General features: G+C 73.6%; 11 protein-coding genes and 1 pseudogene. 3 read left to right on the top strand and 9 right to left on the bottom strand.

All coding sequences use genetic code 11. The annotated features are described in order from the left end of the window. Positions 1-1,219: hypothetical protein (locus SSBG_RS06805; protein WP_078491233.1), on the top strand; the 1,219-nt coding region annotated here is incomplete at its 5' end. Between the two features lie 226 nt (positions 1,220-1,445). On the opposite strand, the gene SSBG_RS06800 is transcribed toward SSBG_RS06805, so the two are convergent. After that, on the bottom strand, positions 1,446-2,060 hold the full coding sequence (locus SSBG_RS06800; RefSeq protein ID WP_008745464.1) for a YceI family protein: 615 nt from the start codon (positions 2,058-2,060) through the stop codon (positions 1,446-1,448). 442 nt (positions 2,061-2,502) lie between these two features. Here SSBG_RS06800 and SSBG_RS06795 point away from each other — a divergent pair, with 442 nt between their 5' ends. Next, complete coding sequence (locus SSBG_RS06795) at positions 2,503-4,098, top strand: acyl-CoA carboxylase subunit beta (RefSeq protein ID WP_008745463.1); 1,596 nt, start codon at positions 2,503-2,505, stop codon at positions 4,096-4,098. A 47-nt stretch (positions 4,099-4,145) separates the two neighbouring features. Beyond that, the gene (locus SSBG_RS06790; protein WP_037869113.1) at positions 4,146-4,361 is read left to right on the top strand and encodes an acyl-CoA carboxylase epsilon subunit; all 216 of its coding nucleotides are present in this window, start codon (positions 4,146-4,148) and stop codon (positions 4,359-4,361) included. Positions 4,362-4,433: 72 nt separating this feature from the next. On the opposite strand, the gene SSBG_RS06785 is transcribed toward SSBG_RS06790, so the two are convergent. The 8 genes and pseudogenes from SSBG_RS06785 to SSBG_RS06750 all read right to left on the bottom strand — a co-directional run. Beyond that, positions 4,434-5,015 (bottom strand): GTP-binding protein, encoded by a 582-nt coding sequence (locus tag SSBG_RS06785; protein ID WP_008745462.1) that lies wholly within the window; start codon positions 5,013-5,015, stop codon positions 4,434-4,436. Continuing rightward, positions 4,996-5,793 carry a DUF742 domain-containing protein gene (locus tag SSBG_RS06780; RefSeq protein WP_037869111.1) on the bottom strand — a complete coding sequence of 266 codons (798 nt, stop codon included), beginning with the start codon at positions 5,791-5,793 and terminating at the stop codon, positions 4,996-4,998. Before SSBG_RS06780 ends, SSBG_RS06785 begins: the two co-directional genes overlap by 20 nt. 109 nt (positions 5,794-5,902) lie before the next feature. Then, the gene (locus tag SSBG_RS06775) at positions 5,903-6,316 is read right to left on the bottom strand and encodes a roadblock/LC7 domain-containing protein (RefSeq protein ID WP_008745460.1); all 414 of its coding nucleotides are present in this window, start codon (positions 6,314-6,316) and stop codon (positions 5,903-5,905) included. A gap of 10 nt (positions 6,317-6,326) precedes the next feature. Then, a complete protein-coding gene (locus SSBG_RS06770; RefSeq protein ID WP_037869110.1) occupies positions 6,327-9,737 on the bottom strand; it encodes a nitrate- and nitrite sensing domain-containing protein in 3,411 nt (1,136 codons plus the stop codon). 442 nt (positions 9,738-10,179) lie between these two features. Next, positions 10,180-10,761, bottom strand: a complete 582-nt coding sequence (locus SSBG_RS06765) for a GTP-binding protein (RefSeq protein ID WP_008745458.1) — start codon at positions 10,759-10,761, stop codon at positions 10,180-10,182. Next, complete coding sequence (locus tag SSBG_RS06760) at positions 10,742-11,152, bottom strand: DUF742 domain-containing protein (RefSeq protein WP_008745457.1); 411 nt, start codon at positions 11,150-11,152, stop codon at positions 10,742-10,744. The genes SSBG_RS06765 and SSBG_RS06760 overlap by 20 nt, the downstream gene beginning before the upstream one ends. Positions 11,153-11,247: 95 nt before the next feature. Continuing rightward, the gene (locus SSBG_RS06755; protein ID WP_008745456.1) at positions 11,248-11,661 is read right to left on the bottom strand and encodes a roadblock/LC7 domain-containing protein; all 414 of its coding nucleotides are present in this window, start codon (positions 11,659-11,661) and stop codon (positions 11,248-11,250) included. A 9-nt stretch (positions 11,662-11,670) separates the two neighbouring features. After that, positions 11,671-13,480 (bottom strand): annotated as a pseudogene (locus SSBG_RS06750) (hypothetical protein); the annotation flags it as partial.

The following is a 13,480-nucleotide window of genomic DNA, read 5'->3' as shown; positions in this document are numbered from 1 at the left end:
CCGGCGCCCCGCCCCCGCCGCCTGCCGGCTCCTCGCCCCGCTCCTCTCGCTCCTGCTCGCGTCGGGCTCCTTCCTCGCCGCCGCCCCGGCCGCGGTCGCCTCGGACGCGGTCGCCTCGGACGCCGCGGTGCGCTCCGCCGCGCGGGCGCTGCGCGCCGATCCGGTGTACGTGGACCCCGTCATGCGCGCGCAGTTCTCGAAGGCGGGGGAGCGGGCCCTGGAGCGGCGCATCGAGCACGGCGACCGCGCCGTCTTCGTCGCCGTGCTCCCGGGCGGCGGCCCGGCGGGCCGGCTCCTGGACGAGCTGCGCAGCTCGACCGGGATCGCCGGGATCTACGCGGTACGGCTCGGCGACACCCTGCACGCGCGCGCCGACGCGCGGGTCCTCCCGGCCGCGACGGTGCGCCACGCCGTCTCCGCGGTGCGCGCGCAGTCCCTGCCTCGGCAGCTCGACTCCTTCGTCCGCCTCACCCTGCGCTCCGCGCGCGGCTCCGCCCCCGCCTCCTGGGGCCTGGGCGAGCGGAGCGACGACGGCCCCCTCGTCCCCGCCCTCATCGGCTCCGCCGCCTTCGTCCTCGCCCTCGCGGGGACGTTAACGGTGCTGCGCCGTCGCCGGGTCCGCCGCGAGCGCGCCCGCGCCGACGTGCTCGGAAGACTCCGCGCGGCGGCCGGGGAGGATCTCGCCGCCTTCACCGAACAGCTCGAAGGGCTCGACTTCCACCCCGCCGAACCCGGCGCCGACGACACCCGCCGCGCCGACCACGAACGCGCGCTCGACGCCCTCGACCAGGCCCGCTCCCTCCTCGCCGCCGTGCTCGCGCCCGCCGATCTGCGCGGCGTCACGCGCGCCCTGGCGGAGGGCGGCCACAGCCTCGCGACGCTGCGCGCCCGCCGCGCGGGCGTCCCCGTGCCCGACCGCAGGCCCCCGTGCTTCTTCGACCCCGCGCACGGTGCCTCGGACCGCGACGTGACCTGGGCGCCCCCCGGCGCGGCCCCGCGCCCCGTTCCCGTCTGTGCCGCCGACGCCGCGCTCCTGCGCGCGGGCGGCACCCCGGCGGCGCGCACCGTGCCCACCGCGCTCGGCCGCCGCCCCTACTGGGAGGCCGACCCCCTCTGGTGGGGCCCCTGGGCCACCGGCTGGTACGGCGAGGACCTCGCCGCCGCCCTCCTCACCGGCACCCCGCTCGCAGCCGGCCTGCCCCACCACGCCCCGGCCTGACACCCCGGCACCCGTCCCCCTCGCACGACGATGCCCCCCTCGCCACCCTCCGGCCGGACCGGAGGGCGCCGAGAGGGGCACCGGGGGGGGCGGGAACGGAACGGGGGAGAGGCGGGAACAGGCCGGGGAGTCGCCCCCCGTACGTCGGGCGCTCACCGCACATCTCGCCGCACTTCCCGCCGGGCGCTCGCCGTCCGCGCCGTGCGGCGCCCCGTCGCCGCTCCGCTCACGCGTTCTTGATCGCCGAGATCTCCAGCGTCAGCTTGATCTTGTCCGAGACGAGCACGCCACCGGTCTCCAGGGCCGCGTTGTACGTGAGGCCCCACTCCGAGCGCAGGATCTCCGCCTTGCCCTCGAAACCGACGCGCTCGTTGCCGAACGGGTCCTTCGCGGAGCCGTTGAACTCCAGGTCGATCGTGAGCGGCTTGGTCGTGCCGTGGATCGTGAGGTCGCCCGTGATGCGGTAGTCCTCGCCGCCGAGCGCCTTCGCCGAGGTCGAGCGGAAGGTCATGAGCGGGTGGTTCTCGACGTCGAAGAAGTCGGCGCTCTTGAGGTGGCCGTCGCGGTCGGGAGCGCCGGTGTCGACGCTGTCGAGCTTGACGTCGAGCGAGGCACCGGAGCGCGCGGGGTCGGAGCCGTCGAGGTGGAGGCTGCCCTCGAAGTCCTTGAAGGAGCCCTTCACGTTGGTCACCATGGCGTGCCGTGCCGAGAAGCCGAGCGTGGAGTGGACGGGGTCGATCGTGTAGTCGCCCGTCACGGCGGCGAGGTCCGGGCTGACGGCGGCGGGCTCCGCCGTCCCGGCGGGGGCGGTGTTCTCGTTCTTGCGGCCGAAGAGACCCATGACTGCTCCTTGGGATACGAAGGGGACGGAAGGCCGGTGAAAGCCCCGCGGTGGAAGTTGAACCTTCAACGATGCCGACAGTAGACCCATTCCGTTCAAGTTTCAACAGCTAGCGCGGAGTGTCCGTGCGAACACGCACACGCATACGTGTCATGCTCGCGTTCCCCGTCCCGCCCCGCACCCGGCGCGGGACCGCTCGGGTGACCTGGCGGGACGGCACGGGAGCCGCGCGGGCCCGCCCCCGGCCCGTGCCCCCGCTGTGGCGCATGTCTCCGCCGGACCCCGCGCCCCTCTTGTCGGACCCCGACAACGGCCACGCCCCGCTGTGCAGGGCTGATGCGCTCCCTCCCCGTACTTCTGTGCAAGAACACCAGGAAATGCCGCGCGAGACTGTCCGGACCCGACGGACCCTTTGCCGCGCCCGATTTCGTATGGTCGCTACATGACCGTTTTGGACGAGACGCCGGACGCGACGCCGGACGAGCCCAAGGACGCCCGGGGCCGCGCGGCGGAACTGCTCGCGGTACGGGCCGAGGCGCTGCGCGGCCCCAGCGACCGGGCCACCGAGGCCCAGCACGCCAAGGGGAAGCTCACCGCGCGCGAGCGGATCGACCTGCTCCTCGACCCCGGCTCCTTCCACGAGGTCGAGCAGCTCCGCCGCCACCGCGCCACCGGCTTCGGCCTGGAGGCGAAGAAGCCCTACACCGACGGTGTGGTCACCGGCTGGGGCACCGTGGACGGACGCACCGTCTTCGTCTACGCCCACGACTTCCGGATCTTCGGCGGCGCCCTGGGCGAGGCCCACGCCGCGAAGATCCACAACATCATGGACAAGGCCATCGCGGCCGGGGCCCCGCTCGTCTCGCTCAACGACGGCGCCGGCGCCCGCATCCAGGAGGGCGTCTCCGCGCTCGCCGGCTACGGCGGCATCTTCCAGCGCAACACCAAGGCGTCCGGCGTCATCCCGCAGATCTCCGTCATGCTCGGCCCCTGCGCCGGCGGCGCCGCCTACAGCCCCGCGCTCACCGACTTCGTCTTCATGGTCCGCGAGACCTCGCAGATGTTCATCACCGGGCCCGACGTCGTCAAGGCCGTCACCGGCGAGGAGATCACGCAGAACGGGCTCGGCGGCGCCGACGTCCACGCCGAGACCTCCGGCGTCGCGCACTTCGCCTACGACGACGAGGAGACCTGCCTCGCCGAGGTCCGCTACCTCCTCTCGCTGCTCCCGCAGAACAACCGCGAGACCCCCCCGGCCGCCGCGAGCGAGGACCCCGCCGACCGGCGCGGCGACACCCTGCTCGACCTCGTCCCCGCCGACGGCAACCGCCCCTACGACATGCGCAAGGTCATCGAGGAGATCGTCGACGACGGCGACTTCCTGGAGGTCCACGAGCGCTGGGCGACCAACATCATCTGCGCTCTGAGCCGCCTCGACGGCCAGGTCGTCGGCATCATCGCCAACCAGCCGCAGTCCCTCGCCGGTGTCCTCGACATCGAGGCGAGCGAGAAGGCCGCGCGCTTCGTGCAGATGTGCGACGCCTTCAACATCCCGCTCCTCACCCTTCTGGACGTCCCAGGCTTCCTCCCGGGCGTCGACCAGGAGCACGGTGGGATCATCCGGCACGGCGCCAAGCTCCTCTACGCGTACTGCAACGCGACCGTCCCCCGGATCTCGCTGATCCTGCGGAAGGCGTACGGAGGTGCCTACATCGTCATGGACTCCCAGTCCATCGGCGCCGACCTCACCTACGCCTGGCCCACCAACGAGATCGCCGTCATGGGCGCCGAGGGCGCGGCCAACGTCATCTTCCGGCGCCAGATCGCCGCCGCCGACGACCCCGAGGCCATGCGGCAGAAGATGGTCAAGGAGTACAAGGCGGAGCTGATGCACCCGTACTACGCGGCCGAACGCGGCCTCGTGGACGACGTCATCGACCCCGCCGAGACCCGCGAGGTGCTCATCGCCTCCTTCGCGATGCTCCGCACCAAGCACGCCGACCTCCCCTCGCGCAAGCACGGCAACCCGCCGCAGTGAGCGCCCCCGAGGCCACTCCCACCCCTACGAAGCAGAAACGGAACGACATGAGCGAGCCCGTCACCGTCGACCCCGGCCTCCTGCGCGTCGAGAAGGGCAACGCCGAGCCCGAGGAGCTCGCGGCCCTGACCGCCGTGCTCCTCGCGCGCGCCGCCAACACCGCCGCCGCGCCCACCACCGCGGACTCCGCCCGCACCGCGCGCGCCGGCTGGCGCCGCCTGGAGCGCGAGAACGGCTTCCACGCCCCGCACAGCTGGCGCTGATCAGCGTCACGTGAAAAAGAGCGGGCCCATACTGCCCAGGAGTACGGGCCCGCTCGGCGTTCCGGGTCCCGCTTACCGCAGTCGTGCCATGAGGGCGTGTTCGACGAGGGTGATGAGGGCGGATTTGGCGTCGGCGCGGTGGCGGGCGTCGGTGGTGATGATGGGGGTGTCGGGGCCGATCTGGAGTGCTTCGCGTACTTCGTCGGGGGTGTAGGGCTGGTGTCCTTCGAAGCCGTTCAGGGCGATGACGAAGGGGAGTCCTGAGTTTTCGAAGTAGTCGACGGCGGGGAAGCAGTCGGCGAGGCGGCGGGTGTCGACGAGGACGATGGCGCCGATGGCGCCGCGGACGAGGTCGTCCCACATGAACCAGAAGCGGTCCTGTCCGGGGGTGCCGAAGAGGTAGAGGATGAGGTCCTGGTCGAGGGTGATGCGGCCGAAGTCCATGGCGACGGTGGTGGTGGTTTTGTCGCCGGTGTGGGTGAGGTCGTCGATGCCGGCGCTGGCGCTGGTCATGACGGCTTCGGTGCGCAGGGGGTTGATCTCCGAGACGGCGCCGACGAAGGTCGTCTTGCCCACGCCGAAGCCGCCGGCGACCACGATTTTCGCGCTGGTGGTCGACCGTCCCGGTTCGCCGCTAGAGCTTGCGAAGTCCACTGAGCACCCTTTCGAGCAGTGTCACGTCTGGCTGGCCGCCGGCGTTCTCGTCGCCGCCGGGCTGGTGGATCGCGACGAGACCGGCCTCCGCCAGGTCGGCGACGAGAATCCGGGCCACGCCGAGGGGAATGGAAAGGAGTGCCGAGATCTCCGCTACGGACTTGATCTCCCGGCACAGATTGCAGATCCGCTGATGCTCGGGCAACTGCCCCTGCATCTGCGAAGGCTGAGCGGTGGTGCTGACCAGCGCCTCGATGGCGAGCTGGTAACGGGGCCGGGTCCGGCCACCGGTCATCGCGTAGGGCCGCACGAGCGGACTCGGCCCGCGGTCGGCCGCGCCACCGGAGGCGCCCTGCGCGTCCTGGCGCGGCAGGGGGGCGCGGGGCCCGGCGGGCTGTACGGGCTGTCGCTGGTGCCGCCCGTGCGACGGCTGCTGCGGCTGCGGCTGCGGCTGCGCGGGACGGGGCTGCTGCTGGCCGGGGTGCGGGTACGGGTACGCGTCGAAGGGGTCCTGCTCGTCCTCCTGCGACCGCTGCTCCTCGTACGGCCGCTGCTCGCCGTACGGCCGCTGTTCCCCGTAGGACTGGCGCTGCCCGTACGGCTGTTCGGGGGCCGGCTCCCGCTGTTGCCCGTACTGCCACTCGGCCCGCTGCCACTCGGTGTGCCGCTGCTCGTCCTGCTGCTGCCCTGGGAAGGAGTGCGGACCCGGTCCGTCACCCTGGTACCCGCCCTGGCCGTGGGACCAGTCGGCGGGCGAATTACCGGGGGGTGTCGTCACGTTCTTCCTCCTCCTGCTGTCCGGGCGCCGTCAGTGCGGAACCGCGTCCCGAAACCTTAAGGCCCCGGGACGGGAAAACGCACCGCTTGTCTGATGGTTGAGAAAAGCGTCAGTTGAGCAGACCACCCTGGAGTTCGGCGCGCAGATCCGGGGTCAGCACGGAGCCCGCACGGTCCACGAGCAGGGCCATCTCGTAGCCGACGAGGCCGATGTCGGCCTCGGGGTGGGCGAGGACCGCGAGCGAGGAACCGTCCGAAATGGACATGATGAAGAGGAATCCGCGCTCCATCTCCACCACCGTCTGGTTCACGGTGCCGCCCTCGAAGATCCGCGAGGCGCCCGCGGTCAGCGAGGTCAGGCCCGAGGCCACGGCCGCGAGCTGGTCGGCGCGGTCGCGCGGGAAACCCTCGGACATCGCGAGGAGAAGACCGTCGGCGGAGACGACCACCGTGTGCGACACCCCGGGGGTGTTGTCCACGAAATTGGTGATCAACCAGTTCAGGTTCTGGGCCGCCTGGCTCATCGGGCTCACGCTAACGCTCCTGGTCGTAGGTGCTGTCGGGGCCGGAACCCCGGCCATTCGTGCCATTCGTGTCGCCTCCCGCGGTGCGGCCCCTGGCGACGCCGTTGCGCAGCCGGCTCAGCCGGCCGCGCACGTCCTCGGGAGCGCGGGAGACCTGGGGGCCGCCCTGCGGGCTCTGTTCTTCCGCCGCGCCCTCGACCAGATTGGCCCTGGGCACCCGGCGCGGCAGACCGGAGGAGGTGACCCCGCCCGCCTGCGGGCGGCGCAGGCCGCTCGCGCGCTGGGCACGGTCCTCGTTGGCCGAACCGGCCGGGGAACCGGGGTCCCGCTCCGCCTGCGGCTGCTCGCCCGCGGGGGAGCCGTCCTGGGGCGGGGTGCCGCTCGGGCCATTGTCCCACCCCTGACGGTCCGTCACCTCACCGGCCCCCGGGGCGGGAACCCGGCGCGGCAGACCCGCGTCGGTCACCCCGGTCTCCTGCCCGGCGGCGGCACCGTGCGGGCCGAAGCCTACGCGGTCGGCGTCCTCCTGGGGAGCGCGTGCGCGGGATTCCGCTTCGCCCCCGGCGCCGCCGCCCCGCGCCGGGTCCTGCCGCCACTCCTCCTGGTGGGGAGCGGCCGGAGCGGTTCCGCTTCCGGCGGGGTCCGGCGCGTACGGGGTGTGCGGAGGCTCCGGATAGGGCGTATAGGCGGACTGCGGGGCGTACTCACCCTGTTCCCGCGCCGGGTAGCCGCCCTCGGCGCCCGGCATCGCGGGCGCGGCACCGGAGTACGCCTCCTGCGGGAATCCGGGGTGGGGCGGCTGCGGAGCGTAGGCGTGCTGGCCGGGGTGGGCGGGCACGCCGTTGTCCTGGTAGGCGGCGGGACCGTTCTCGTACGGGGGCCGGTAGCCGCCCGGCGCGTATCCCTCGCCGGAGCCGTACCCGCCCGCGCCGTACTCGCCGGAGCCGGAGCCTGTGCCGGTGGTCGCGCCGTACGTGCCGGTTCCCGCCTCCGTGTCGTACGCCCCCGTGCCGTACGCGCCGGTGTCGTACGCGGTGCCGGGGTCTCCTCCCGGGTACGGCGCGGGCGCGGGCGGTTGCTCGTGCGTCTGGGCCTCCAGGGCCGCGCGGCGCTCCTCGCGGAACAGGGAGCGGCCCACCGGGTCGAGCCCGGCCGGGTTCTCGCCGGCGGGCAGGGCGTGCTGACCGGCCCCGTGACGGGTGTCGTCGAAGCCGAGTGCGGCGGCGGTGCGCAACGGCGCGTGCCCCGTGCCGGGCACCTCGCCGTGCTGCGCCGGGATCATCGAGGAGACGGTGAACTCGCCGTCCTGTCCCGGCTGGCCGCCCCCGCCGTGCGTGATCGACTCCGGGAGCATGACGAGCGAGGTGGTGCCCGCCTGCTCGCCCGAGGGCCGGAGCTGGACCCGGATGCCGTGCCGGTCGGAGAGCCGCCCGACCACGAAGAGGCCCATGCGCTGCGAGATCGCCGCGTCCACGACGGGGGGATTGGCGAGCCGGTGGTTGATGTCGGCGAAGTCCTCGGCGTTGAGGCCGATGCCCTTGTCGTGGATCTCGATCATGACGCGGCCGTCGGGCATCCGCGTCGCCGTGACCCGGACCTTCGTCTGCGGCGAGGAGAACGTCGTGGCGTTCTCCAGCAGCTCGGAGAGCAGGTGCACGAGGTCGGTCACGGCGCGGCCGTGAATCTCGGCCTCGGGGACCCCGGACAGTTCGACGCGCTCGTACTGCTCGACCTCGGAGGCGGCGGCGCGCAGCACGTCCACGAGCGGCACCGGCTGGTCCCAGCGGCGGCCGGGCTCCTCGCCCGCGAGGACGAGGAGGTTCTCGCCGTTGCGGCGCATCCGGGTCGCGAGGTGGTCGAGCTTGAAGAGGTTCTCCAGCTGCTCGGGCTCCGCCTCGTTGTTCTCCAGGTCCGTGATGAGGGCGAGCTGCCCCTCGATGAGCGACTGGTTGCGCCGCGCAAGATTGGTGAATATCGCGTTGATGTTGCCGCGCAGCAGCGCCTGCTCGGAGGCGAGCCTGACCGCCTCGCGGTGCACCTGGTCGAAGGCGCGGGCGACCTCGCCGATCTCGTCGGTCGAGGTGATCGGCAGCGGCGTGACCCGCGTGTCCACGCGGCCGGGGTCGGCGCGCGAGAGCTGGTCGACGAGGGAGGGCAGCCGGTTCTGCGCTATCCCGAAGGCTTCCGTGCGCAGCCGCCGCATGGACTTGCTCATCTGCCGCGCCATCATCCCCGCGAGCAGGAAGGCGAGCAGCAGGGCGGCGACGACGGAGGCCGCCACGACGAGGGTGTCGCGCCTGGCGTCGTCCACGATGCCTGCGGCCTCGGTGACGGCCTCGTCCGTCAGGCCGGACTCGATCGTGCGGTAAGCGTCGAAACGGGGCGTCGTCGTCGCCCACCACGTCGCGGGCGTCACGCCCCGCGCGGTGAGCGAGTCGTGGGTGGCGTCCGGCCGCGTGAGCAGCGCGGTCATCTCCTCCTGGGAGGGCGGCGCCACGTACTTCTTCCCGGCCTCCTTCGCCTCGACGGCGGCGCGCGCGCCGGCCCGCTTGGCGTCGGCGGCGAGCTTCTCGCGGGCCGCGTCGAGCTTCGCGACGTCCGCCGGGGTCCCGTCGGAGGTGTACTCCTCGACGGAGATCCCCTCCAGGTAGGCGTACGAGGGCAGGGCGGTGCGCTGCTTCGCGGCGTCCGCCGCGCCGGGGCCGGGGGCGACCCACAGGTGCGTCCCGATGGAACGCTGGAGGGAGAGCGCGGCCTTGGCGAGGGAGATCGCGTAGACGGTGCGCCCGTAGCTCGTGATGTTGCCGGTGCCGAGGCCGAGTTCGTTGGCGAACTCCATGAGCGGGTGCTGGACCTCGGTGTAGCCCTCCTCGGTGCGCACCCCGCCGAGCTTCTTCGTGTACGCGTCCTTGCGCAGCGCGGCGAGCTTCGGCTCGACCTTGCGGAAGCCGGCCATGCGCCGGTCGAGGGCCCCGGTGTGCGGCATCTCGGCGGCGGCGGCGCCGAAGGCGCGGGCCGCGCGGTCCGTCGCGGCGCGGGCCTTGGTCACGGCGGGGGTGACGCCCTCGCCGCCGAGCAGCGGCTCGGCGCTGACGTCGCGCTCCTCGATGAGCCGGTTGCCGTACGTCATCGCGGCCTGCACGAGGCGCGCGGTGTGCTCGGCGTCCTCCGCCTCGCGCCAGGTGTCGATGGAGCCCTTGACCTGGAAACCGCCCATGACGAGGCCGACGATGACGGGTATCAGCAGGATCGCGTTGAGCCGGGTCGGCACCCGCCAGTTGCGGGGGGACAGCCGGCTGCCGCGGGCGGAGGCGGGGCTCCCGCTCTCCCGCACTCCGGCGGGCGCCCCGGCGGTGGCGGGCGGGGTGAAGTTACCCCGGGTCCCTTCCGCCGGACCTGAGCCCTTCGTGCTTCGCCTCACTCGACAACAACCTCTCGGCGCCGGCACCTCACGCGTGCCGCTGACGTTCTCCGGCCCCCGACAGCGGGCGGCTCGCCACCCCCACTACTGGGCAGTTCAGCGATTTCAGCACGCTCCGCCGTGCGCCGCCAAACGTTCTGCGGAAGTGGTCTTCCGGACACCAGGGACGCCACGCCATGCTAATAAAAGGGGCATAAAAGAACGAGCCCCGGCAAAAGCCGGGACTCGTATGCGCGCAGCGGCACCGGGCGGGCGCGGCGCGTGGCGGTGCGCGGTCGATTCTCTGTCGAAACGTTATGAACGTTGTCGACACCGTGTCGAAGGACACAGCGGGGCCGGACGGGCCCGCCGCGCGGCCCGCAAGGCCGCCCCCGGCCGCCGTCGCCGCCCGCGACGGCGCCGTCCGGCGCCGCTCACCCGCCCTCGCGCGCGGGTGGCGGGATCACTTCAGCCGTGCCATGAGGGCGTGTTCGACGAGGGTGATGAGGGCGGATTTGGCGTCGGCGCGGTGGCGGGCGTCGGTGGTGATGATGGGGGTGTCGGGGCCGATCTGGAGTGCTTCGCGTACTTCGTCGGGGGTGTAGGGCTGGTGTCCTTCGAAGCCGTTCAGGGCGATGACGAAGGGGAGTCCTGAGTTTTCGAAGTAGTCGACGGCGGGGAAGCAGTCGGCGAGGCGGCGGGTGTCGACGAGGACGATGGCGCCGATGGCGCCGCGGACGAGGTCGTCCCACATGAACCAGAAGCGGTCCTGTCCGGGGGTGCCGAAGAGGTAGAGGATGAGGTCCTGGTCGAGGGTGATGCGGCCGAAGTCCATGGCGACGGTGGTGGTGGTTTTGTCGCCGGTGTGGGTGAGGTCGTCGATGCCGGCGCTGGCGCTGGTCATGACGGCTTCGGTGCGCAGGGGGTTGATCTCCGAGACGGCGCCGACGAAGGTCGTCTTGCCCACGCCGAAGCCGCCGGCGACCACGATTTTCGCGCTGGTGGTCGACCGTCCCGGTTCGCCGCTAGAGCTTGCGAAGTCCACTGAGCACCCTTTCGAGCAGTGTCACGTCTGGCTGGCCGCCGGCGTTCTCGTCGCCGCCGGGCTGGTGGATCGCGACGAGACCGGCCTCCGCCAGGTCGGCGACGAGAATCCGGGCCACGCCGAGGGGCATCGTCAAAAGAGCGGAGACCTCCGCCACCGACTTGACCTCGCGGCACAGGTGGCAGATCCGCTGGTGTTCCGGGAGCAGGCCCGACATCTGCATCGGGTCCGCCGTGGTGCTGACCAGCGCCTCGATGGCGAGCTGGTAACGGGGCCGGGTCCGGCCGCCCGTCATCGCGTAGGGCCGCACCAGGGGCTGGTCGCCCTCGACCGCGTAGCCGGCGGAGGGCGGATTCCCGTACGGGTCGTGCGGTGCGGTGGGCGGTGTCATGCAATCCTCCGGGCGGAACAGCGGATGGTCTCGGCGCCGTAAGGCTGTGGCCGGTGGGGGGCTGACGCGGCCGGGCGGGTGGCGTTGAGCGGACGTCAGTTGAGCAGGCCGCCCTGGAGTTCCGCACGCAGGTCCGGCGTCAGCACGGCCCCCGCCCGGTCCACCAGAAGGGCCATCTCGTAACCGACGAGGCCGATGTCGCACTCGGGGTGGGCGAGCACGGCGAGGGAAGAGCCGTCCGAGACGGACATGATGAAGAGGAAGCCGTGCTCCATCTCCACGACCGTCTGGTTGACGGTGCCGCCTTCGAAGATCCGGGAAGCACCCGCGGTGAGCGAGGTGAGACCGGAGGCCACGGCCGCGAGCTGGTCGGCGCGGTCGCGGGGAAAGCCTTCGGACATCGCGAGGAGGAGTCCGTCGGCGGAGACCACCACCGTGTGCGACACCCCGGGGGTGTTGTCCACGAAATTGGTGATCAGCCAGTTCAGGTTCTGTGCCGCCTGGCTCATGGGGGTCAACTAGCGCTCCTGCTGGTGAGAGGGGCGGGGGTAGCCCTCGTCCGGCCGGTTCTCACCGGACGGACGCAGGCTGTTGCCGGCCTGGTAGCGGCCCTGCTGGATGCCCCTGCGGAGATTGGTCAGCCGGCCACGCACGTCGTCGGGCGCCCGGGAGACCTGGGGACCGGTCTGCTGCTGAGGCTGCTGCTGAGCGGTACCCGGCACCAGGTTGGCGCGGGGCACCCGGCGCGGGAGGCCGGAGGTCGTGACGCCGCCGGCGGAGGGCTGCCGCACCCGCTCCGCCTGCCGCACCAGCTCGTCGTTGGGAGAGGCGCGCCAGCTGTCCTGGCCCACCTGCGCGGGAAGCGCGCCGGGACCCTGCCCGGCCGGCTCCTCCGCCCGCTCGGGCGCGGCGGCGGGACGCGGGGCCTCCTCGGCGGGACGGCCGGCCCGGGGCGGCTCGGCCGCGCGCCGCGGCTCGGGCTGCTCCGGCGGCTGCTCCGGCCCGCCGGGCTGCGGGCCGCGGAACCAGCTCGTCTCCAGGGTGTCGTAGAGCGGGGTGCGCCCGTCGCCGGGACCGGCGGGGGGCAGCGCGTTCTCGGCGGGGCCGCGGCGCGGCAGTTCGCGCGCGGGCGGCCCGTCGGGACGCGGGCCCCGGGGCGGCTCGAACCCGGTGCTGACCGGGAAGGAGGAGGTCTCACTGACCGCGAACCCGCCCTGGCCCTGTTGCGGACCGCCCTGGCCCTGCTGCGGAGCCTGCGGCGCCTGGGGGCCGGGCCTGCCCGGGCCGGCGTTGCGGCCGTCGGCGTACGCCTCGGGGCGGCTCTGCCCGGGGTAGGGGGCGGCCGGGAACCCGCCGGTCTGCGAGGGGGCGGGGAACTGCCCCGTCTGCGCGGGGTCCTGGTACGGGCCGGGCTGCTGCGGCACGGGGAACTGCCCGGTCTCGGACGCCCCCTGGTACGCGCCCTGGTCCTGCCGGTACGGGCCCTCCTGCGGCGCGGCGGCGGGGAACTGCCCCGTGCCGGACGCGGCCGGGTACTGCCCGCTGTCGTAGCCGCCGGGCTGCCCGTAGGGGGCGCCGTCGCCGCCGGGGGCGGCGAACTGCCCGGTGTCCTGCGGGGACCAACCGCCCTGGCGGTGCGCGGCCTCGTCGTAGCCGTACTCCTGCCGGGCCTGCGGCGCCGGGGCGCCCTGGCGCGGTCCCTGGTTCGGCTGCGGGTGGCGCTGCGGGTCCTGGCGCTGGTCCTGGTGCGGCGGGTAGCCGCCGTCCTGGCCCTGCGGGGCGTAGCCCTCCTGCGGGCGCGCCCAGGCACCGGTGTCCTGCGCGCCGTATCCGCCCTGGGGGCCACGCGCGTTCGCCGGGTCCGCGGCGGGGAAGCCGCCGGTCGACGCGGGATCGCCCGGCGTCTCGTAGCGTCCGGCGCCGTCGGGGGCCGCCATGCCGGGGGTGATCGCGGGGAACTGCGCCGTCGAGCCGGGGCCGCTGTCGTCGCGCGGCGCGGCGAAGCCCTGGCGCGGGCCGCGCGGCTCGTCGTGCCCGCGCGGGGCGTCCTGGGCCTGCGGCTCCCACGGCGCCGGGGGCTGCTGCCGCTCGGCGGGCGCGGGGTGCTGCGGCTGCGGGGTGCCGCCGGGCAGCTCGGCGCGCGGGCCGCCGCGCGGCGGGAGCTGGGGCCGGCCATCCTGCCCCTCGCCTCGCGGGGCGCGGCGCTGCGGCGGGATCGGCGCGGTCCGGCCGCCGCCGAAGGCGTCCTGCCGGTTGTCCTGGGGCGGTACGGGGCGCGGCGCGCCGCCCTGGGGCGGGCCCTGCCGCGTATCGCCGAAGAGGTTGCCG

The sequence above is a fragment of the Streptomyces sp. SPB074 genome (genome assembly GCF_000154905.1).
In the GTDB taxonomy this organism is placed as follows: Bacteria; Actinomycetota; Actinomycetes; order Streptomycetales; family Streptomycetaceae; genus Streptomyces.
Note: the sequence above shows the minus strand (reverse complement) of the source record. Positions and strands in the feature narration are given on the sequence as shown.